Annotated in this window: 19 protein-coding genes; 18 read left to right on the forward strand and 1 reads right to left on the reverse strand. The window is 48.5% G+C overall.

The features are described from left to right. From ACEQ15_RS13225 to ACEQ15_RS13270, 10 genes are all read left to right on the forward strand, one after another. A partial coding sequence (locus tag ACEQ15_RS13225; protein ID WP_370279661.1) for a hypothetical protein occupies nucleotides 1–328 on the forward strand: 328 nt, incomplete at its 5' end. Between the two features lie 5 nt (nucleotides 329–333). Beyond that, nucleotides 334–1,071, forward strand: a complete 738-nt coding sequence (locus ACEQ15_RS13230; RefSeq protein WP_370279662.1) for an ABC transporter ATP-binding protein — start codon at nucleotides 334–336, stop codon at nucleotides 1,069–1,071. Beyond that, entirely contained in the window at nucleotides 1,058–2,887 is a 1,830-nt protein-coding gene (locus tag ACEQ15_RS13235) for a glycosyltransferase (RefSeq protein ID WP_370279663.1), read from the forward strand. Before ACEQ15_RS13230 ends, ACEQ15_RS13235 begins: the two co-directional genes overlap by 14 nt. After that, on the forward strand, nucleotides 2,884–3,684 hold the full coding sequence (locus ACEQ15_RS13240) for an NAD-dependent epimerase/dehydratase family protein (RefSeq protein ID WP_370279664.1): 801 nt from the start codon (nucleotides 2,884–2,886) through the stop codon (nucleotides 3,682–3,684). Before ACEQ15_RS13235 ends, ACEQ15_RS13240 begins: the two co-directional genes overlap by 4 nt. Nucleotides 3,685–3,686: 2 nt before the next feature. Beyond that, nucleotides 3,687–4,694, forward strand: a complete 1,008-nt coding sequence (locus ACEQ15_RS13245) for an ATP-grasp domain-containing protein (protein WP_370279665.1) — start codon at nucleotides 3,687–3,689, stop codon at nucleotides 4,692–4,694. Continuing rightward, nucleotides 4,694–5,344 (forward strand): metallophosphoesterase, encoded by a 651-nt coding sequence (locus tag ACEQ15_RS13250; RefSeq protein WP_370279666.1) that lies wholly within the window; start codon nucleotides 4,694–4,696, stop codon nucleotides 5,342–5,344. The genes ACEQ15_RS13245 and ACEQ15_RS13250 overlap by 1 nt, the downstream gene beginning before the upstream one ends. Continuing rightward, a complete protein-coding gene (locus ACEQ15_RS13255) occupies nucleotides 5,341–6,315 on the forward strand; it encodes a glycosyltransferase (protein ID WP_370279667.1) in 975 nt (324 codons plus the stop codon). Before ACEQ15_RS13250 ends, ACEQ15_RS13255 begins: the two co-directional genes overlap by 4 nt. After that, nucleotides 6,312–7,436 carry a glycosyltransferase family 4 protein gene (locus ACEQ15_RS13260; protein ID WP_370279669.1) on the forward strand — a complete coding sequence of 375 codons (1,125 nt, stop codon included), beginning with the start codon at nucleotides 6,312–6,314 and terminating at the stop codon, nucleotides 7,434–7,436. The genes ACEQ15_RS13255 and ACEQ15_RS13260 overlap by 4 nt, the downstream gene beginning before the upstream one ends. 18 nt (nucleotides 7,437–7,454) lie before the next feature. Then, nucleotides 7,455–8,324 carry a methyltransferase domain-containing protein gene (locus ACEQ15_RS13265; protein ID WP_370279670.1) on the forward strand — a complete coding sequence of 290 codons (870 nt, stop codon included), beginning with the start codon at nucleotides 7,455–7,457 and terminating at the stop codon, nucleotides 8,322–8,324. Nucleotides 8,325–8,614: 290 nt separating this feature from the next. Next, nucleotides 8,615–10,231, forward strand: coding sequence for a GGDEF domain-containing protein (locus ACEQ15_RS13270; RefSeq protein WP_370279722.1), 1,617 nt, complete (start codon nucleotides 8,615–8,617; stop codon nucleotides 10,229–10,231). Here ACEQ15_RS13270 and ACEQ15_RS13275 read toward each other — a convergent pair. After that, nucleotides 10,224–11,963: a SulP family inorganic anion transporter gene (locus tag ACEQ15_RS13275; RefSeq protein WP_370279673.1), complete on the reverse strand. Its 1,740-nt coding sequence runs from the start codon at nucleotides 11,961–11,963 to the stop codon at nucleotides 10,224–10,226. The genes ACEQ15_RS13270 and ACEQ15_RS13275 overlap by 8 nt on opposite strands. 167 nt (nucleotides 11,964–12,130) lie before the next feature. Between ACEQ15_RS13275 and ACEQ15_RS13280 the strand changes: the two genes are divergently transcribed. From ACEQ15_RS13280 to parC, 8 genes are all read left to right on the forward strand, one after another. After that, nucleotides 12,131–12,733, forward strand: a complete 603-nt coding sequence (locus tag ACEQ15_RS13280; RefSeq protein ID WP_370279674.1) for an NUDIX domain-containing protein — start codon at nucleotides 12,131–12,133, stop codon at nucleotides 12,731–12,733. A gap of 132 nt (nucleotides 12,734–12,865) precedes the next feature. Then, nucleotides 12,866–13,339 carry a chemotaxis protein CheX gene (locus ACEQ15_RS13285; protein ID WP_370279676.1) on the forward strand — a complete coding sequence of 158 codons (474 nt, stop codon included), beginning with the start codon at nucleotides 12,866–12,868 and terminating at the stop codon, nucleotides 13,337–13,339. Nucleotides 13,340–13,477: 138 nt separating this feature from the next. Further along, a complete protein-coding gene (locus ACEQ15_RS13290) occupies nucleotides 13,478–13,918 on the forward strand; it encodes a DUF1249 domain-containing protein (protein ID WP_370279677.1) in 441 nt (146 codons plus the stop codon). An 18-nt stretch (nucleotides 13,919–13,936) separates the two neighbouring features. Then, nucleotides 13,937–14,692 carry a metallophosphoesterase gene (locus tag ACEQ15_RS13295; RefSeq protein WP_370279678.1) on the forward strand — a complete coding sequence of 252 codons (756 nt, stop codon included), beginning with the start codon at nucleotides 13,937–13,939 and terminating at the stop codon, nucleotides 14,690–14,692. A 108-nt stretch (nucleotides 14,693–14,800) separates the two neighbouring features. Continuing rightward, the gene (locus ACEQ15_RS13300; RefSeq protein ID WP_370279679.1) at nucleotides 14,801–15,415 is read left to right on the forward strand and encodes a YqiA/YcfP family alpha/beta fold hydrolase; all 615 of its coding nucleotides are present in this window, start codon (nucleotides 14,801–14,803) and stop codon (nucleotides 15,413–15,415) included. 26 nt (nucleotides 15,416–15,441) lie between these two features. Next, the gene (gene parE / locus ACEQ15_RS13305; RefSeq protein WP_370279680.1) at nucleotides 15,442–17,334 is read left to right on the forward strand and encodes a DNA topoisomerase IV subunit B; all 1,893 of its coding nucleotides are present in this window, start codon (nucleotides 15,442–15,444) and stop codon (nucleotides 17,332–17,334) included. Between the two features lie 4 nt (nucleotides 17,335–17,338). Further along, nucleotides 17,339–17,824, forward strand: a complete 486-nt coding sequence (locus ACEQ15_RS13310) for a Tfp pilus assembly protein FimT/FimU (protein ID WP_370279681.1) — start codon at nucleotides 17,339–17,341, stop codon at nucleotides 17,822–17,824. 62 nt (nucleotides 17,825–17,886) lie between these two features. After that, nucleotides 17,887–20,142: a DNA topoisomerase IV subunit A gene (gene parC / locus ACEQ15_RS13315; protein ID WP_370279682.1), complete on the forward strand. Its 2,256-nt coding sequence runs from the start codon at nucleotides 17,887–17,889 to the stop codon at nucleotides 20,140–20,142. Nucleotides 20,143–20,215 lie beyond the last annotated feature (73 nt).

The raw sequence follows: 20,215 nt of genomic DNA on the forward strand, positions 1-20,215 counted from the left end.
TACAGGCTTTTTTGTTTCTGTTTTTTGCGGGCTAGTGGGTGCTAAATATAGAGATCTATCACATGGGCTGTCGAATGTTTTTCAACTGCTTTTTGTACTGACGCCCGTGATATACCCGCCTGAGTTGTTACTTAGTAAAGGGTTGTGGTTTGCAGTCTATTTTAACCCTCTCTCTTCGTTTATTCAGATTGTTAGAGTTCCAATAGTGGACCAGTCCTTTGCTCCCTTGATTGATTATTTGGTTGTTTTTGTCGTTCTATTGATTGCGATTGTCTCTAGTAAAATTGCGTCTTCTAGGCTTGAAAAACGAATAGCGTACTACTTGTGAAAGCGATGAATAAGCACATTAGACTTAAGCAATTGCAGGTCTCGTATCCACTTATTACCGGTGAAAGTACATCATTAAAGTCCACGGTACTTTCAGCTTTAAAGGGAAAGAGGGTTGTAGTTGAGGAGCATAAAGCTCTAAATAATATTAGCTTGGATATCCGAGAAGGTGACCGCATTTGTTTGATCGGCTCAAATGGTGCGGGTAAATCAACGTTGTTAAGAACACTAGCAGGTATTCTTACTCCGCTTTCCGGAAGCATCACCGTAGAAGGTAACATATCATCTCTTCTGGATTTTGCTACAGGATTCGAGATGGAGATGACTGGCTATGAGAATATTATAATTCGCGGAATGCTTTTAGGAATGACGCGTTCTGAAATATTAAATAAGAGAGATGCAATAGCTGAATTTGCTGAATTAGGGGATTTTATAAACCAACCAATTAAAACCTACTCGTCCGGTATGTTTGTTCGTCTTGCATTTGCGGTGGCTACCAGTATTGAACCCGATATCCTGATTATAGATGAAATTGTAGGGGCAGGTGATGCATCGTTCACTGAAAAAGCTAACGCAAGAATGGAAATGATGCTGGATAAAGGGAGTATTATTGTGATGGCTACGCATTCCACAGAGCTAGCACTTCGGCTCTGCAACAGAGCAATCTGGTTAGATAAAGGAAATATCGTAATGGATGGAAAAGTCTCCGAAGTTTTAGAGGAATACCTAAATGGCAAAGTGTAATGTGTTGTTAGTGACAGATGCACTTATACCAACGTTTCTAATAGGGATAGTACGTCCACTGATAGAGCTGAACAATAGGTCGAAAATTTCGTTTAGGTTGGTTCGGCCTAGTAACATTTCTAGTCAGCAATGTGAATGGGCCGATGTGGCGGTTTTTTGCAGGTCTCAGGATATAAGGTCTTACTTAGCATTTAGAACGCTAAAAAGTGCAGGAGTGCCTGTTATATATGATATCGACGATAACTTTTTTGAATTCCCCAAAAAGCATCCGCTTTCATCTTATCATCGCTCTCCATTTTCAATTAGAATTCTAGAGCAATTTATAAAAAGCGCGGATCTTGTTAACGTTTATTCTGAAGAGCTTAAGACAAAAGCACTCAGATATAATGAAAATGTTAACTTTATAAAGTGTTACTTTGATTTTTCTATCTTAGAAGGTATTGAAAAAAAAGCCGAAGGTAGATTAAAGATCGCATTTGCGACGACTAGGGTGGACGATCCTGAGCTAGAGCGAACGTTAGAGGCTGCCTTAGAAAGGATAATGATAGAGTATAAAGGGGATGTGGAACTGCATTTCTGGAGAAAACCTTTTACATGTCTTGAGAACATGGAAGGCGTCGTGTTCAATTCCCCTTTGGCAAATTATGAAGAGTTTGTTCGACGTTTCTATCAGACAGGGTACGATATAGGGCTGGCCCCGCTAGGTGAAAGTGTTTTCTATAACTCAAAGACCAATAATAAATATAGGGAATATTCAGGATGTGGGGTTGCCGGGGTATATTCAAATACTACTCTTTATCAGCAGTGTGTGGTCCCAAGTGTTAACGGTATGCTTGCGTTTAATACCGTTGATAGTTGGTACGATAATATTAAAGCACTCATTGAAGATAGGCGGCTTAGACTTAAGATTTGTGAAAATGCGCATGAAGATATTTGTCTAAACTATAGGTTTGAAAGCGCTGTTCAATATTGGGAAGATATACTGACAACCTTATCAAAACAGAAAGTATCAAAGGGGAATGGTGCTTGTCACAAAGAGTTTTCGTCTAGAGTTGATCTTGTCGTTATAAACGGTGGTAAGCATATAGGTGACAAGACAAAGCAAGCGCTTTTTGAAGATGGTATTCATGGCGCGTTTCACTTAGTAGAAAATGCCGCTAGCACTGTACATAAAATGGATAAGTCGATGGCGAAGGGGTTGGCTTCGTACTTGATTTTGAGTGGTGATATTGAAAATGATAAAGCGTGCTTTAACAATATATGCGAAATTTTTGATTATATAGTAATAGACGCACTGACCTATGAGGGATTCAGCGAGCTTTCTCAACTTTTTGATAATATGGATCCTAGCAAGCAGGTTCTAGTTTTGTTGCCTCAGCGCTGCGAATTTGTCAATTTTGATAATGTTTCTGTTTTATTCGAAAGTGATAAAGATCAATTTAAATTGGATGATCCGGATACATCTAAGCACCTTTATTCTGGCGTGGTTCTTTGGTTGGTGAATTCTAGGGAGCGTGGTGCCTTTTTAAATGGCACTGTTCAAAGTTCGATCCCGACTGACATAAAACTATATAGCATTCCTTTATTGCATCGACGTGGCCTGCGATATGTTTTTTACAAGTCGGTTAAATTTCTGCGGGATCTTATGCGTGGCGTTAAATATGCGGAGGATACTTTATTTCCATTATGGCGTGATGTAGTGCTGTCGAAACTACGTTTTGCATACTTTGTAACGCATAGTTTTCTTTCTCGCCTGAAATATAAAGTGTATATGAAATATTCATTCTATAAAATAAACAGGTTCAAGCGTTTATGATTGACGTTTTTCTTTTGGATGATAGCCCTGTATGCGTGTCAGGATATAGGGGATATATTGGGTCTAAATTTATTAGTCAGCGTCCAGGTAGAGTAGTAAATCTGAGTAATGTGCCTGCCGGCACAACGCTTCTACACCTGGCTGCTCGAGCAGATCTGGGTGCTGACTCAGTTTCTACACTTTCAGCTAATATTATATTAGACGCCAACGTTATAGAGACTGTGGCAAAAAACGGGCTGAAGTTAGTATATTCATCTACGAATAATGTTTATCCGTTAAAATTAAATTGTAAAGTTGGTGACGAAGCACGCCCTGATGGTGGTTACTCTTTGTCTAAGTTTATCGGTGAATCTATGTGCGCAGGCCTTGAAAGCCGTGAGTACACAGTTATTAGGATAGCTGATGTGTTCGGCGCTGGGCAGCGACATGGTAATTTTTTTAGGGCTATTGAGAATTCGTTGAAAAATGGAACGGTTTTTAATTTAAGCTCAAAAAGCTTTAAGGTGAGAAGTTATATATATATTGATGAGCTTTGTAATATATTAGATTTTATTGTTGGTGATTTCGAGCACCAAGGGGAGATTTATAATCTCTGCCATAAAACGCCAATGAGTCTGTCCAAATTGGCTGAAAATATCTATATCCGAGACTTTAAGCGTTTGTTGAATGGCGATGAGGTAAAAGCTGATTTGTTTGACGTAAGAACTATGTGTCAATCGAAAGTTTCTGGGTATTCTTACCGCTTCGACATGGAAGAAGCGCTTGAACACTATGTTTGCAGTATTAAGGAAGACTAAAAATGGCTAAGAAGTACGTCGTAGTTGTAACAGGTGCGGGCTCCGTAATGGGGCAGAGTATTATAAAAGCACTTTCAGAATCGGATTTTTCCGATCACATTAATCTCATCGTGCTGAATAGTCTGGAAGTGGCGGCTGGATTTAATTTTAGTGACACGCTAGGTGGTAAATTCAGTAGCTTTGAGACCTTGATTTGTCCATTTGCAACTGATCCGGAATATCTTGGCTTTATTCAGCATATTGTGATGGAACATTCGGTAAATATTATATATCCAGGAACGCAGCATGAGCTTTCAGCTCTAAGTACGTATAAAGAGCTCAACGATATTGTCGCATGCCCTTCTAGCCTCACTGCAGAAAGCTGCTTGGATAAGGCTACTACGGTTGACGTTATACGTAAAATGGATATCCCAGCACCGGAAACAGTAAGAGTTACTGGTGGAACTGTTGAGCGCGAGATTGGCTTTTATCCCTGTATCTTGAAGCCTAATTCTAGTTCTGCATCTAGAAACATATTTAAATGTGATAATTCAAAGGACTTGGAAACAGCGCTTGATAAGTATGTCGAACTAGGAATTAAGCACGCTGTCGTACAAGACTTTATTGAGGGGAATGAGTATACATGCGGCGTGTATTTGGATAAGTACAGTGGTGAAGTTAGTAGCATTATACTCGATCGTGAGCTTACTGAAGATGGGGCGTCTTTATATGGGGTGGTCGTCGAAGATAAAACTATTTCAGAGTATCTTTCTAGCGTCGCTTTGGCGTTCTCAAAATACGCAGGCTTCAAATATGGTCATATCAATGTGCAGCTCAGGCTAGCAGGAGATAAGCCTCACCTTTTCGAAATTAACGGTAGACTAAGTTCTACGGAAGCCCCGAAGTCACAGATGGGGTTCAACTCCGTAGAGGCCTATTTTTACAATATAGTGCTTAACCAGCCGTATAAAAAATTCAGTCCTCAGCTAGGAAAACAGTTTATTCGTTATTATGAAGAGATTTATTTCTAATGAAAATTACGATTTTTAGTGATATTCATGGTGACATATATTCACTGGAATCTCTTTTCGAGAGAGAAAGTTCTGACAAATTTATTTGTTTGGGCGACTTGGTAGGTTACGGGCCTCACAGCAATGCTTGCATAGAACTTGCTATAAGCAAGTGTGGAGTAGACAACATTGTTAGAGGTAATCACGAAGATATGTTTATTTCAGGGAGAGCACATGAAAGTTGCTCCCCTCTGGCTAAGCGCTTTTTTAGTTTCTCATATGGCCTATATAGTGAGGATCCTCGATTAAAAAAATTTCCTAATAAAGTTGTCGATAACGGTGATCGTAACGCCAGGAGCTTGGTATTTACGCACACCCTTGAAGGGCGTCATATATACCCAAATACGATTTTTCAGACAGTTGAAAGTCAGTCGATATTTATAGGACATTCACATATACAGTTTTGCACTGGTCTTTCCAGTGGGGGGAATGTCATAAATGTCGGTTCTCTTGGTCAAAACCGCAAGCAAAAAGATATTGCCTGCTACGCGAACTACTACGTTGAGTCCGATAGCGTTGAGTATTGTAGTTTTTGGTCACCTAAAGATAGGCTTATTCAAGATATGATGAAGTTAAATATCGATGAAGATCTTTTGGCGTACTACGAATGAAACCGATAGTCGTTGCCGTTTATTTATCGTACAACCCCGATCATAGTCTGTTGGAGCGTTCGGTCAGGTTAGCGCGCGAGCAAGTGAACACTGTGTACATTTATGACAACGCTTCATCTGTGGCTCCACAGTTTGATATGTCAAATGTTCATGTCATTAGAAGTCCTCATAACGTTGGGGTTTGTGGGCTCAACGCCGTTATAGATTTTGCCTTTGAAGAGGGCGCTCATTTCATTGTTATTATGGATCAGGATAGTGAGCTTCCTGATGGTTTTATTCAACGTTCGATAGAAAAATATACTGAGGTTCCTGCAATTTACGCCCCGTCAATATATGATCGGGAGCGATTGATTACGAGTGAGTATAATCCAGAGGGTGTTGCGTCAGAATGTAGAATCTATCGAAATGCTACAGAATATGCATCAGTCGATTTCGTTGTTGGGTCAGGAATGATCATAAGTAAAAGGATTTGGTCGATAATTGGCTCGATGCGCGAGAGGTTTTTTTTAGATTGTGTTGACGTCGACTACTGTTTAAGAGCAAAGTCTCAGGGTGTCCAGATTATGGTTGACCATCAAGCAGTGATGAAGCACTCAATTGGTAATGGATATTTGTCTGTTTTTGGGAAGAAAGTGTCTAATCATAGTCCATTTAGGCATTTTTTGTACTATAGAAACTTGCTTGCCTTAGCTTTTTATGGAGAAGTTCCCCTCTATTGGAGGTTCGCGAAGGTTATTAAAATCCTCGCGCAGGTGGTGATTTATTCTTTGTTTTCAGGCGAAAGGTTACAAAATGCCGCCGCATTCTTTATAGCGTTTTTTGGTGTAAATAAGAAACTGGTGTTAAAGCGGGAAGATGAACCTGCAGTCTGTCTCGAGCGGAGGGAGTGCGGCGGAGTGGTGGTGGATATTAAGTCGACGTATAAGGAATATCTTTCTGGGCTGAACGAAGTTAAGGATCGAATTTCGTGAGTAAGAAATGTCTGCTTGTCATAAATGTAGATTGGTATTTTATGTTGCATTGGCTCGATAGGGCTAATATGTTGCAGTCTGAGGGCTATGAGGTTCATATTGCGGCATCGTTTACTGAAGATAAAAACAAACGACATTTAGTGAGTTTAGGGTTTTTTTGTCATGATTATCCTCTTGATAGAAAATCTTTTTCTTTTTTAAAGGAGATTCGGTCGGTTTATAGATTGGGTAGGTTGGTTTTGGCGTTGAAGCCAGATATAGTCCATACAATTACCGTAAAGCCCAATGTTTATGGCGGATTGCTTTCACGCTTGTTAAGTATTCCCTTAATTTGTAGCGTCACTGGATTGGGGGCGTTATTCTCCAACTCAGACAGTTTGAGTCGCCTTTTTAGGCGGTTCGTAATCATTTGCTATAAATTATCCTCAAAAACTCCTAACGTTAGATTTATTTTCGAGAACGATGAAGATCGTAAATTGTTGGCGAAACTTAACGCTGTCCCTTTGACGAAATCAGTCACGATTCGTGGCGCCGGAGTTGATGTTTGTGAGTATTCAGTTTCCCCACCCCCCAACGCTAGAAGTGTGCTTTTTGCCGCTAGGTTGCTTAAAAGTAAAGGCTTTTATGATTTAGTCGAAGCTAAGCGGCTAGCGGATGACAAAGGGCAACCTTTTAACGTTTTAGTTGCCGGTATTGTAGATACCGACGCGCATGATTGTATCCCATTAGATGACGTACTTGAGTATGACAGACTTGGGCTCATTCGTTGGTTAGGGCGTGTGGAAGACATGGCTGCCCTCATGAGGAATGTTGATCTGGTGGTTTTGCCGACTTCATATGGAGAGGGCGTTCCCAGAATACTGATAGAAGCAGCTTCATGTGGACGTCCGCTTGTTTCCTGTGACGTAAGAGGTAGTAGGGATATAGTCGTGCACGAATCAAATGGTATTTTAGTCAACACTAATAGCCCTGCCGATCTATATGAAGCGATCTGTAATATCTTAAACGACCCTGAATTGGCGCGAAAATATGGGATTAACTCGCGAGCGCTTGTCGAACGTGAATTTTCCAATGATCGCGTTATGTCCGATACGTTGCGTGTTTATAAAGACTTTTTGTGAGATTGTAATAGGTGATATATGGTTGAAATTATGACTCTGGATGTCGGTTGTGGGCAAAAAAAACTACCGGGATCTATCGGGTTGGATTTTTCTGCTATGTCCGACGCAGACTACGTAGTCGACTTGAATACGGATAAATTTCCATTTGATGACAATACCTTCGACTTTGTTTACTCCTCTCATTGTTTGGAGCACCTCACGGTAGAGGGGTTTATTAATGTATTGGAAGAGGTCTATAGGGTCCTTAAGGATGAGGGGGTTTTCTTTGTAACAGTGCCATATTTCAATTCGGGAGCTAACCTAGCAAATCCGTTTCATAACAACTTGATTTGCTTTAATGAACACACATTTCGTTTTTTTTCGTCTTCTTTCGAGTGTGTGGCATTGGATGCTTCTTACTATGCGACGCCCGCTTGTCCCCAATGGGGACTTCGTTATTCCGCGAATTCAGAAGTTGGTGTTGAGTTTGAAACTACATATATAAATTTTTATTACTTTTCACGATATGATTCGCTGTCAGAGGAGGAAAAGTATCTAGCTCGGTGTTCGAAATCGGACGTTGTAGATCAAATATCATATGGGCTAAAAGCGGTGAAGCCTTGCCCAACTAGAGCGGAAACTGCTCCTATTCAACACGGTAGTATCACCGAGCACTTTCTAAAACAGGTCAGCTATATGAAAGATCAGCTTGTCTTTTTGGAGCAGCGAAACGCTTTGGGTTTTATTGATGATATAGGAGTCGACGAAAAAAGTTTTTATATGAAGGGTGAGGGGGTTGTTGTTTTTGACGGACAAATGATTTCTGTATATGAGGCGGTTTACCTTTTAGATAAGCGTATTCAGAAGCTTCAGCGTATTATAGATTCACATATTGTACAAGGTGAATAAATTAGATCGAGCATGCATCAAAATTTTTTCCTAGGTGTGATTCCTTAACGTAATATTCATTATTATGTTTTATATTACCACGTGGATTTTTATTGAAACTGGGTTTTATGATGGCTGCTTCTGGATTGGGGATAACTCGTGACTCTATCGTTGAACTTACAGCATTGTTGAAGAACGCTCGATTCGTTACTCACTTCCAACCCATAGTCGACCTCCGTCGTGGCGGGCTAATAGGCTTTTAAGTCCTCATTCGCGGCCCGTATTTCAGCCCATTACAGTATCCCGACGCCCTGTTTCGTACCGCTATAGAGTGCGGTCTTGAACTAGAGCTTGAGCTAGCATATCGTAAGGGTACGTTGGAAAATTACGCTGAACTGCGTCCCGGATCAAAACTGTTTCTAAACATCAGCGCCTCGTTGTTGGGATCGGATAAGCATCAGGAAGGCTTCACTGAGGAGCTGCTCAAAGAGCTCGATATCCCGATGTCGGATATTGTGATAGAGCTGTCTGAACAACATCCTTTTGACAACTATGGTCTAACTGTCGCCGCTGTAGAGCACTATCGCAAGATGGGTTTTGCGATTGCCATCGATGATCTGGGTAGCGGTTATTCTGGCCTTAAGCTCTGGAATGAGTTGCGCCCTGAATACGTCAAAATTGACATGCACTTTATCTCGTCTGTTGATCGCGATCCGGTGAAAAAAGAGTTTGTACGCTCCATCTGCAATATCGCCCAGGCAATGCACTGTATGGTGATCGGGGAGGGGGTGGAGCGAATGGAGGAGTTACGCGCCCTGCAGCAGCTGGGTGTGAATATCGGGCAGGGGTACTTCCTAGGGCGACCCACCTCCGCACCAAAAGCAGAAGTGGATAAGAGTTTTATCCTGGTCGACCAACTGGATACCAGCGCGGTAAAAGTAATGGATAGCGGTGATACCGCATTCAGTCTCTTGCGCTCATCACCCACCCTGGATCCCGATGACAAGATCGGATATGTCAGCAAATTGTTTCGGCAGAATCCTGAACTAACGACTATCCCGGTGTTGGTCGACGGTAAGCCGATTGGTGTTGTTCTGAAGAGCGAATTGCTGGAGATGTTCTCGACTCAGTACGGACGAGCGCTGTACGAAAACAAGCCAGTGCGCAAGATGCTTAGCCAGAAGGTACTTGTGGTTGAGAGCAGTACCACTTTGTCGCGAGTGTCCCAGATCGTGACCAATCAGGATGAGTTTGCCTTGAAGCAAGACATCATAATCACCCAGGATGGCGTCTATCTGGGCATGGGTAGCGTGCGTGACCTGCTGAAACGCATTACCGAGCTGAAGATCCGTAACGCCCGTTATGCCAACCCTCTGACCTTGCTCCCCGGTAACGTGCCGATAAACCGTGAGATCGATATGCTGTTGCGCCAACTGATTGATTTCCGGGTGGCCTATTTCGATCTCAACAACTTCAAGCCGTACAACGATTGTTACGGTTACTCCAAAGGTGACCAGGTGATCCGCTTGATGGGCGAGTTGCTTAACCGCCATGCTCAAGGCAACAACAATTTTGTCGGCCATATTGGTGGTGATGATTTTGTGGTGATCTTCCGCAGTGCGGACTGGCAGGAGTGTTGTGATCGGATCATCTCCGAGTTTGATGACCAGGTACGGGCGTTCTACTCACCGCAGGATCTGCAGCGAGAGGGGATCGAAGCTTTGGACCGTAATGGTAACCCGACCTTTTTTCCACTACTGGGATTGGCCATTGGTGTTGTGCATCCGGATGCCAGTCGTTGTGACTCACACAATGAGGTAGCGGAGCTGGCGACCCTGGCGAAAAAAGAAGCCAAGGCGCTGCCAGGTAGCGCGCTGTTTATATCCCGCCGTCGCGGACGGGATGACCACATCGATCCACTCAGTTGACTGTCGTGTGCTGCTTGCCTGAAAGAGCACGTATCGCTTGGTCGGTGGTGAAGAACACCTGTCCTTCACCCAAGTGTTCGATAAATGCGGTATTCAACAGCTGATCCATCACCGGACCTTTTACTTCTGCCAGGTGCAGGGTGATCTCCTCATCGCGCAATTTGAACACTAGGTTTTCCAGCGTCTCCAGTGCGCTGGCATCGATAAAATTCACCGCATTACAGATCAGCACCACGTGCCGCAGGCTCTTTTGTTCAACACACTGGGCAAGCACAAACTCTTCCACATAACGGGTGTTGGCGAAATACAGGCTCTCATCAATACGCAGCGCGAGCGTATCGTTATAGGTGGTTACATCATGGCGTTCGATGTTGCGGAAATGCTCGCTGTTACCCACGCGGCCGACGACTGCAATGTGCGGTTGGCTGGACCGGTACAACAACAGGGCGATGGAGATGCCGATGCCGGAGAGAATGCCGAGTTCTACTCCCAGCACCAATACCAGCACAAAGGTGGCCAGCAGTGTCAGAGCATCGGCCTTGTTGAACCGCCAACACTGCCGGAAGGAGGAAAAATCGATCAATGGTATAACCGCCATCACAATCACTGCGCCTAACGTGGCTTTAGGCAGATAATAGAAAAGTGGTGTCAGGAACAGCAGGCTCAGAAGTACAAGGAATGCAGAGATCAGGGAGGCGATCGTGGTCTGGGCGCCTGCGCTGTGGTTTACCATAGAGCGGCCAAAACCGCCGGCGACAGGGTAGGTGCCCGAGATGGCCGAACCCAGATTGGCGACCCCCAGAGCGATCAGCTCCTTATTGGGATCAATCCGCTCCCGGCGTTTGCTGGCCAATACGGTCCCCACGGATACACTCTCTAAGAAACCGATCAGGGCGATCAAAAGCGCAGGCACAAAGAGGTCTTGCCAGAGAGCAATATCAATCCTGATCGCACACAGGTCCGGCAACCCGGTAGGGATTGAGCCTACTGTGGAGACCCCTGCGTTAGTGTCCAGCTGCCAGCCCCAGACCATCAGGCTGCCGACAATAAGGGCGAACATGGGACCTGCTTTGCAGATGGGCTGTGCAATCCAGGTAGGGATGCGCAGCGACTGCAGTAAACAGCAAAGTTTGCCTTTGGTGAACCACAATACAAACAGCGAGGTGAAACCTACCAGCAAGGTAATTTGGCTGATCTCGTTGGTGTGATTCGCCAGGAAGCCAAACACTTCCCAGATATGCAGTTCTCGGGGAATATCCAGACCGCTGAAATATTTAATCTGGCTGACTGCGATCATCAGCGCAGCGGCACTGGTAAAACCGGAAGTCACCGAGTGGCTTATAAAGTTAACGATCGAGCCCAGCTGTAGGGCGCGTAGTAGCAGCAATAGGATGCCCACTAACAGAGAGAGGTTAACCGCCGCATTGATGTAGGTGTCGGTGCCCTGTTCTGCAAACTGGCCTATAGTCGAGCCGACCAACAAGGAAACAATGGCCACAGGGCCAACGGCGAGAGAGCGACTGCTGCCGAGTAAGGCATATAACATCAGCGGCAGAATGCTGGCATAAAGACCGTATTGTGGTGGCAGGCCGGCCAGGAAGGCGTACGCCATCCCCTGTGGCACCAGCATAATGGCCACGATCACACCCGCCAGCAGATCGCTGATGAATGTGCTGCGTTGGTAGCTCTGCAGCCACTGCGCAAGGGGGAAGGTGTTGACCAGTGGACGCATTGCGTCAAACCTCTACCAATAAAAGTGGGATGGTTGTCTATAGTTAAATATTCTATGTATATGTTTAATGATTATAATCAATCTTCGGTGCAGTGCACTATCGATGCTATATTTTTTCGAATTTTCAGTAGGTTATGGTGCCAATTTGAATCTTTGTGTGGGTCCAGATGTTTGATCATTCCGATGTAGAGATACACTCCTGCGATGTGGTGTATGACGGATTTTTCGAGATGCACAAGTTACATCTCAGCCATGCTTGTTTTGCGGGCGGCAGGGTAGAAATTACCCGCGAACTCTTTGTTCGTGGTGAGGCCGTATGTGTGCTGTTATACGATCCTGCCAAAGAGTCTGTGGTGATGATTGAGCAGTTTCGTGTGGGGGCGCTCGACCACCCACGCAGTCCCTGGTTGTTGGAGCTGGTGGCAGGCATCGTTGAGCAGGGGGAAACCTGTGAAGAAGTTGCTCACCGTGAAGCGGATGAGGAAGCAGGGGCAACCCTGACCGAATTGGTACCGATCACCCGCTATCTGGTCAGCCCTGGGGGCACCAATGAGTGGATCTCGCTCTATTGTGCACGTGTGGATAGCGCCCAAATGGGAGGCGTTCACGGGCTGGAAACAGAGGGAGAGGATATTCGTGTCCAAGTGTTGCCATGCAAACAGGTTTTTGAGATGGTCGCGGAAGGTCGAATCGACAACGCACCGTCGATCATCGCCCTACAGTGGTTACAACTGAATCGGGATGATCTGAATCAGCGCTGGCTGACGTAAAGCTGAAATGCGTAGGATTCAAGGTGTTGGTAAAAACCGCTTTCTATACGAAATGGACTTTACGCTGAAACGACAGGTTTCAAAAGTTTTGTAGAGGGTATTTGCAAGATCTGCAATGACGGTGAACGGACGATGATGAAGGCAGAATTTATTAATCCATTTCTTACATCGATGACCAATGTGCTCTCTACGATGGCTCAGATTGAGTCTCGACCAGGGCAGCCCGCAGTGAAAAAAAGCGCTACTGCTCTCGGCGCTGTGACCGGCATTATCGGTATGGCAGGGGAGCAACTTAAGGGCTCATTTGCAGTGTCGTTTTCCGAGCCGGTCATCTATGCAATCACCAAACGGATGTTAGGTGAGGAAGTTTCCAACGTTAACGAAACCGTCACCGACATGGTGGGTGAGTTGACCAATATGGCCACGGGTGGGGCGAAGGCGCTACTGGCGGAAAAAGGTTTTGATTTTGATATGGCTGTGCCAGTCATGGTGAGTGGCAAAGACCACAAGATTGAACACTCCTCCAGTGGACCGACCATCATTCTGCCGTTTGAGACCGATTACGGTGACTTCTTTATCGAAATCAGCTTCATCAAGGTTTCCTGATCCTATCAAATTCATCTCAGCGGCCCCCGTCTATCTGGTATCCTGTCAGAAAGTGGGGCCGATATCCCCTTGTACTCAATTGCGTTAAGATAACGTTGGTCCAATAAACAGCGCTCCAGAGGGCGCGTTAGGTAGCTGATGAAACGTAAATACATCCCTGATCTACGCAAACAGATGGCTCAGTGTGAAGCCAACTATATGCGTCTGATGAAGCTGATGCCGGACTTGGATAACGTCGACGAGCGCTGTTACCAGGTGGCTTGGCCAGATCATCAGGCCAGCTTGCGTCTGGAGGTAGAGGAGCGTTTCACCTATACCACTACTGTGAAAGTAAGCCAGCAGCATGATCACGATTCACCGTGGCTGTTTGCGCCCGAGCTGGTGGTGCGTTTGTACCACGACGCCAGTACGGCAGAAGTGGTGTGTTCTCGCCACAAGCAGCTTGCAGGTGCGTACACCTACCCCAACAAATGCATGCGCCACCCGGACGAGAAGATTCAGCTCAACGAATACCTCGGTGAATGGCTCACCCACTGCATCAGTCACGGTCATGTGATGGAACCTGTCTTTGTCGGCTGAACAGAAGGCTGATCCACAATGCTGAAATTGATTCAGGTAACGGATCTGCACCTGCAGGCCGATCCTGCCGAAAAAATGCAGGGTGCTGTGATCGAGCAGCGCTGGTTGACTGTTTTCAAGCATATCCAACGTTATCATTCCAATGCCGATCTGCTGGTGCTGACCGGTGACCTGGTGCATCACTGCGGACCGGTGGCTTATCAGCGTCTGGTGAAACAGCTCGATGAACTGAACCTGCCAGCTGTCTGGTTACCTGGAAATCATGATGATCCGAAACAGATGCGCCAGTACGGTACAGCAGCACTCAACCGCAAAATCATTGATCTAGCAGGCTGGCGACTGGTGTTGCTGGATTCCACCGCCCATGCTGACGGTTTGGGTGGGGGCAGCTTGGCGCAGTCTGAACTGGATTTCCTGCAAGATACCCTGAATAACTCAGAGGACGCGCATCTGATGGTGCTGGTACACCACAACCCGATTCATCTGGGCAGTGGCTGGCAGGACCCAATATCGTTGGGCAATGCGGATGCGTTCTGGCGCTGTCTCTCCATGTCTCAGGCTGTTCGTTGTGTGTTGTTTGGGCATGTGCATCAGGCGTGGGATCTGTCTGAACAGGGTATCCGGCTATTCTCTTCGCCTGCTGTGGCGCCCCAATACAAAGCGTGCAGTGATAGTGTAGTGCTGGAGGATGATCCGCAGAAAACGGGGCCGGCCTATGCCGTCTATCAGCTTACAGACAGCGGTCAGATCAACGCAAACGTCGTCCGGCTGTAGTCCCGGTTGCACGGCCGTCAGCGGTCGGGTAACGTCTCTTCAATCCTGATACTGCATTATTCTCAGTTCAGGCCGATAAGATATGAGCTCGAGGTTTGAGGAGTATTGATGCAGACACCTCTGTTTATCTACGTGCATGGCTTTAACAGCTCGCCGTCGTCTATCAAGGCGCAGTTGATGGGGCAGTATCTGGGTGAGGCTCAGATCGACGTTGATTATGAAGTACCGGAACTCTCTCACTGGCCGGCGCAAGCAATTAAACAACTGGAAACGCTGATTGAAGCAGCTGCGGATCGCCCGGTTACACTGATCGGCAGTTCCCTGGGAGGGTACTACAGCACCTGGCTGGCGGAAAAATACAGCCACGTCCGGGTAGTATTGGTAAACCCTGCCGTGCGGCCCTATGCGTTGCTGGAAGACTGGCTGGGAGAGAACGAAAACCTCTATACCCACGAGCACTACGTGCTAACCCGGGATCATTTGCAGCAGTTGCTGGAGATCGACTGTGAGCAGATTCACGATCCGTCCCGCTACCTGCTGCTGACACAAACGGCTGACGAAACGCTGGATTACCGTGAAGCGGTGGATAAGTTTGCGCTGTCTCCGCAGTTTGTACAGCCGGGTGGAAGCCATGGGTTTGACCGCTTCCAGGATCTGATTCCCGCGATACTGGCGTTTAGCCAGGGGCGTGTTGAATTGCCGTCCGCGAACCCTCTTAGTTAGTCGTCACGTCGCTAAGGATTTAATAGATGACGAAACAATATACAGCTGATGCGATTGAAGTCCTCAGCGGACTGGAGCCGGTACGGCGCCGTCCCGGTATGTATACCGAAACCGATCGTCCGAACCACCTGGCCCAGGAAGTAATTGATAACTCCGTGGACGAGGCCCTGGCCGGTCATGCCAAGCAGATTGATGTTGTCCTGCATAAAGACCAGTCCATCTCCTGTAGCGATGATGGCCGCGGCATGCCGGTGGATATTCACCCGGAGCAGGGGGTGAGTGGTGTAGAGCTGATTCTCTGCAAGCTGCACGCCGGTGGTAAGTTCAACAACGACAACTACAACTACTCCGGTGGTTTACACGGGGTAGGTGTATCAGTCGTGAATGCCCTGTCCCGCCTGCTGGAGGTGACCGTTAAACGTGACGGTCAGGTATACCGCATCGGTTTTGCCGACGGTGAGAAAGTATCGGATCTGGAAGTGGTCGATACCTGCGGTAAACGCAATACCGGTACCACGGTGCGCTTCTCCCCTAACCCTAAGTACTTCGACTCACCGAAGTTCAGCGTGACTCGCCTCAAGCATATGCTGCGCGCCAAGGCCGTGCTGTGTCCTGGGCTCAAAGTGACCTTTACCAACCTGACCGGCGCCGAGAAAGAGAAAGATGAGTGGTGCTATGAAGATGGTCTGACCGCCTACCTGCAGGGCACCACCCAGGTCTATGAAACCTTGCCGGCGGAGCCGTTCTCCGGCTCACTGCAGGGTGAAGAGGATGCCGTTGAGTGGGCGGTGCAGTGGCTGCCGGAAGGCGGCGAGCTGACCTGTGAAAGCTACGTCAACCTGATCCCAACCGCACAAGGTGGTACCCACGTTAACGGTATGCGTTCCGGCCTGTTGGATGCAATGCGGGAGTTCTGTGAATTCCGCAACCTGTTGCCCCGTGGCGTCAAACTGACCGCTGATGATATCTGGGACAAATGTGCCTATGTGCTCTCCGCGAAGATGCGCGACCCGCAGTTCGCCGGTCAGACCAAGGAACGCCTCTCCTCCCGTCATGTGGCGGCGTTCATTACCGGTGCTATCAAGGATGCCTTCTCTCTGTGGCTGAACCGCCATGTGGAAGAGGGCGAGAAGTTGGCGGAGATGGTGATCTCCAACGCCCAGCGTCGCCAGCGCTCCAACAAGAAGGTGGTGCGTAAGAAGGTTACCCAGGGGCCTGCCCTGCCGGGTAAGCTGGCTGACTGTTCCGGTGCTGACGCAACCCAGTCTGAGCTGTTCCTGGTGGAGGGGGACTCCGCAGGTGGTTCTGCCAAACAGGCACGTGAGCGTGAGTTCCAGGCGATCCTGCCGCTGCGCGGTAAGATCCTCAACACTTGGGAAGTGGAATCTCCGGATACCATGGGTTCTCAGGAGATCCACGATATTTCGGTGGCCATTGGTGTTGATCCGGGCTCCGATAACCTGGATGGCCTGCGTTACGGCAAGATCTGTATCCTTGCCGATGCGGATTCCGACGGCATGCACATCGCCACCCTGCTTTGCGCCCTGTTTGTGCGCCACTTCCGTCCATTGGTGGCAGCAGGACACGTCTATGTGGCGATGCCACCGCTGTACCGTATCGATGTGGCGAAAGAGGTGTACTACGCCCTGGATGACGGCGAGCGTGACGGCATCATCGACCGTATTCGTGCCGAGCGTAAGAATGCCAAGATCGGCGTACAACGCTTTAAGGGACTGGGCGAGATGAACCCATTACAGCTGCGTGAAACTACCATGGCGCCCGACACACGTCGCCTCGTGCAGCTGATGGTTGAACCGGGTGACGGCACCAATGAAACCATGGATATGTTGCTGGCCAAGAAGCGCTCCAGCGACCGTAAGAGCTGGCTTGAGACCAAAGGAAACCTCGCGGAGGTGTAAGGTGATGCGACCGGTACGCGGCTTTACCATCGTTGAACTGGTGATCGTCATTGCATTGTTGGGTGTTCTGGCGGCGGTGGCGCTGCCACGTTTTCTCGATATTGGCAACAATGCCCGACAAGCGGTGCTGGAGCACCTGGAGGGCAAGTTGCACTCCATCGCCAACCTGGTGCATGCGGAAGCCGTGTTGAAAAGTGTCCAGAACCAGGCCCGTAACGACAGCGATGTGGTGATCGAAGGGATGACCGTGGAGCTGAAATACGGTTACCCCGAAGCGCGGGTCAGTACCGCAGGTCACGCCGACATCATGGATCTGCTGGAGCTTCAGCTCTCCTCCGGACTGGCGGTCGACACCAGCACAAATAACCGCGTGCGGATCGGCTACAACAACAGCAACAACGGCTGTTACGTGCAGTACCAGGAGGCGGATGCTGATGCCGCAGCGCCAAACCCGTATCAGGTGACATTGGTCACCACCGGCTGTAACTGAAGCTGGAAGAACAGTTGAAGGGTGGTGTAACCACCCTTGCAGAGAACAATTAAGGAATCCTGATGAGCGTAGAAACCACGTTTACCGAGGGTGGTGAGCGCATTGCGCTGCGAGACTTTACCGAGAAAGCGTATCTGGATTACTCCATGTACGTGATCCTGGACCGTGCCCTGCCGCATATTGGCGACGGCATGAAACCGGTTCAACGCCGTATTGTGTACGCCATGTCCGAGCTGGGCCTGAGCGCCACGGCTAAATTCAAAAAATCGGCCCGTACGGTGGGTGACGTGCTGGGTAAATTCCACCCGCACGGTGACTCTGCCGCCTACGAGGCGATGGTGTTGATGGCACAGCCGTTCAGCTACCGCTACCCGCTGGTCGACGGCCAGGGTAACTGGGGCTCCCAGGATGATCCTAAATCCTTTGCGGCGATGCGTTATACCGAATCGCGCCTGGCGCGTTATTCGCAGGTCCTGCTGCGTGAAGTGGGACAGGGCACCGTTGACTGGATTCCAAACTTTGACGGAACCCTGAACGAACCTGCTGTACTACCGGCTCGTTTGCCAAACGTGTTGCTGAACGGCGGCACCGGTATCGCCGTGGGTATGGCCACGGATATCCCACCGCATAACCTGCGGGAAGTGGGCAATGCCTGTATCCATCTGTTGGATAACCCGGAAGCCACGCTGGAAGACTTGTGCCAGATTGTGCCGGGGCCGGATATGCCAACGGCGGCAGAGATCATCACGCCGCGCCACGAGCTGCGTAAGCTCTACTCTACGGGGCGTGGTTCGGTGCGTATGCGTGCCGTCTATGAAAAAGAGCAGGGCGAAATTGTGATCACCGCACTGCCGTACCAGACATCTGGCGCGAAAGTGTTGGAGCAGATCGCCCAGCAGATGCAGCAGAAGAAGCTGCCAATGGTCAGCGACCTGCGCGATGAATCCGATCACGAAAATCCAACCCGTCTGGTGATCGTGCCGCGCTCCAACCGTGTGGATATCGAGCAATTGATGGCGCACCTGTTTGCCTCCACCGATCTGGAGCGCACCTACCGTGTGAACCTGAACATGATCGGTGTGGATGGCAAACCGCAGGTGAAGAACCTGCGCATGATCCTGGGCGAGTGGCTGGGCTGGCGTACCCAGATCGTAACCCGTCGTTTGCAGCACCGTTTGCAGAAAGTGCTGGATCGTCTGCACATCCTCGAAGGTTTGATGGTGGCCTACCTCAACATCGACGAGGTAATTGCGATCATCCGTAACGAGGACGATCCGAAGCAGGAACTGATGAACCGCTTTGGCCTGACCGATATCCAGGCCAACGCCATTCTGGATCTGAAACTGCGTCACCTGGCGAAACTGGAAGAGTTCAAGATTCGTGGTGAGCAGGACGAGCTGGAAGAGGAGCGCAAACAGCTGGAAGCGATCCTCGGATCAGACAGCCTGATGCGTAAGCTGATCAAGGAAGAGATCACCGAAGCCGTGGAAGAATACGGTGATGAGCGTCGTTCCCCGATTGTTGAGCGTGACGAAGCACAGGCTTTCAGTGAAAAAGACCTGCTCTCTTCCGATCCGGTCACTGTGGTGATCTCCAAGCAGGGCTGGATTCGTGCTGCCAAGGGCCACGATGTGGATGCCGTGGGCCTGAATTACAAGTCGGGTGACGGCTTCAAGCTGGCCTGTAAGGGGCGCACCAACCAGCCAACGTTGCTGCTGGATTCAACCGGGCGCAGTTACACGCTGGATACCCATACCCTGCCATCGGCAAGGGGCCAGGGTGAGCCGGTGACCGGTAAGATTACCTTGCCAAAAGGCGCCACCATCGATGCGGCTGTAGCGGGTAAGGATTCTGATCGGGTATTGCTGGCCAGCGATGCGGGCTATGGCTTTGTCGCCAAATTGGCCGACCTGACCTCCAAGACCAAGAATGGTAAAGCGGTGCTGACGTTGCCGAAGGGGGCGAAAGTGGTGACGCCGCAGCAGCTGGAGAATACCGCGGACATGCTGCTGGCTGCGGTGACCAACGAGGGCCGGATGCTGATCTTCCCAGTGGCGGAACTGCCGGAGTTGGCACGTGGCAAGGGCAACAAGATTATCAACATCCCTTCTGCCCGTGCTGCTGCCCGTGAGGAAATTCTGGTTGCGCTGACTGCGTTTAATCCGGATGACATGCTGGTGGTGCATTCCGGCCGCCAGCACCACAAGCTTAAGGGCAGTGATCTCGAGCACTACCGGGGTGAGCGTGGACGACGGGGTAACAAACTGCCACGGGGTTATCAGCGGGTTGATCGATTGGAAGTGATCAGCGCTGAATAAGCCAGGCGGGCGCCTTAAAAGGTGTTAGCCGCATTGTAAAAACGGGCAGGTTGAAACCTGCCCGTTTTGGTCT

This window comes from Pontibacterium sp. (genome assembly GCF_964228735.1).
In the GTDB taxonomy this organism is placed as follows: Bacteria; Pseudomonadota; Gammaproteobacteria; order Pseudomonadales; family Balneatricaceae; genus Pontibacterium.

What these genes read in the sequence shown, in the direction of transcription:
- ACEQ15_RS13240 (WP_370279664.1), top strand. Translation starts at nt 2,884, where the DNA reads ATGATTGACGTTTTTCTTTTGGATGATAGCCCTGTATGCGTGTCAGGA.
- parC (WP_370279682.1), top strand. Translation starts at nt 17,887, where the DNA reads ATGAGCGTAGAAACCACGTTTACCGAGGGTGGTGAGCGCATTGCGCTG.
- ACEQ15_RS13230 (WP_370279662.1), top strand. Translation starts at nt 334, where the DNA reads ATGAATAAGCACATTAGACTTAAGCAATTGCAGGTCTCGTATCCACTT.
- ACEQ15_RS13265 (WP_370279670.1), top strand. Translation starts at nt 7,455, where the DNA reads ATGGTTGAAATTATGACTCTGGATGTCGGTTGTGGGCAAAAAAAACTA.
- ACEQ15_RS13255 (WP_370279667.1), top strand. Translation starts at nt 5,341, where the DNA reads ATGAAACCGATAGTCGTTGCCGTTTATTTATCGTACAACCCCGATCAT.
- ACEQ15_RS13235 (WP_370279663.1), top strand. Translation starts at nt 1,058, where the DNA reads ATGGCAAAGTGTAATGTGTTGTTAGTGACAGATGCACTTATACCAACG.
- ACEQ15_RS13295 (WP_370279678.1), top strand. Translation starts at nt 13,937, where the DNA reads ATGCTGAAATTGATTCAGGTAACGGATCTGCACCTGCAGGCCGATCCT.
- ACEQ15_RS13280 (WP_370279674.1), top strand. Translation starts at nt 12,131, where the DNA reads ATGTTTGATCATTCCGATGTAGAGATACACTCCTGCGATGTGGTGTAT.
- ACEQ15_RS13275 (WP_370279673.1), bottom strand. Translation starts at nt 11,963, where the DNA reads ATGCGTCCACTGGTCAACACCTTCCCCCTTGCGCAGTGGCTGCAGAGC.
- parE (WP_370279680.1), top strand. Translation starts at nt 15,442, where the DNA reads ATGACGAAACAATATACAGCTGATGCGATTGAAGTCCTCAGCGGACTG.
- ACEQ15_RS13250 (WP_370279666.1), top strand. Translation starts at nt 4,694, where the DNA reads ATGAAAATTACGATTTTTAGTGATATTCATGGTGACATATATTCACTG.
- ACEQ15_RS13290 (WP_370279677.1), top strand. Translation starts at nt 13,478, where the DNA reads ATGAAACGTAAATACATCCCTGATCTACGCAAACAGATGGCTCAGTGT.
- ACEQ15_RS13245 (WP_370279665.1), top strand. Translation starts at nt 3,687, where the DNA reads ATGGCTAAGAAGTACGTCGTAGTTGTAACAGGTGCGGGCTCCGTAATG.
- ACEQ15_RS13310 (WP_370279681.1), top strand. Translation starts at nt 17,339, where the DNA reads ATGCGACCGGTACGCGGCTTTACCATCGTTGAACTGGTGATCGTCATT.
- ACEQ15_RS13285 (WP_370279676.1), top strand. Translation starts at nt 12,866, where the DNA reads ATGATGAAGGCAGAATTTATTAATCCATTTCTTACATCGATGACCAAT.
- ACEQ15_RS13300 (WP_370279679.1), top strand. Translation starts at nt 14,801, where the DNA reads ATGCAGACACCTCTGTTTATCTACGTGCATGGCTTTAACAGCTCGCCG.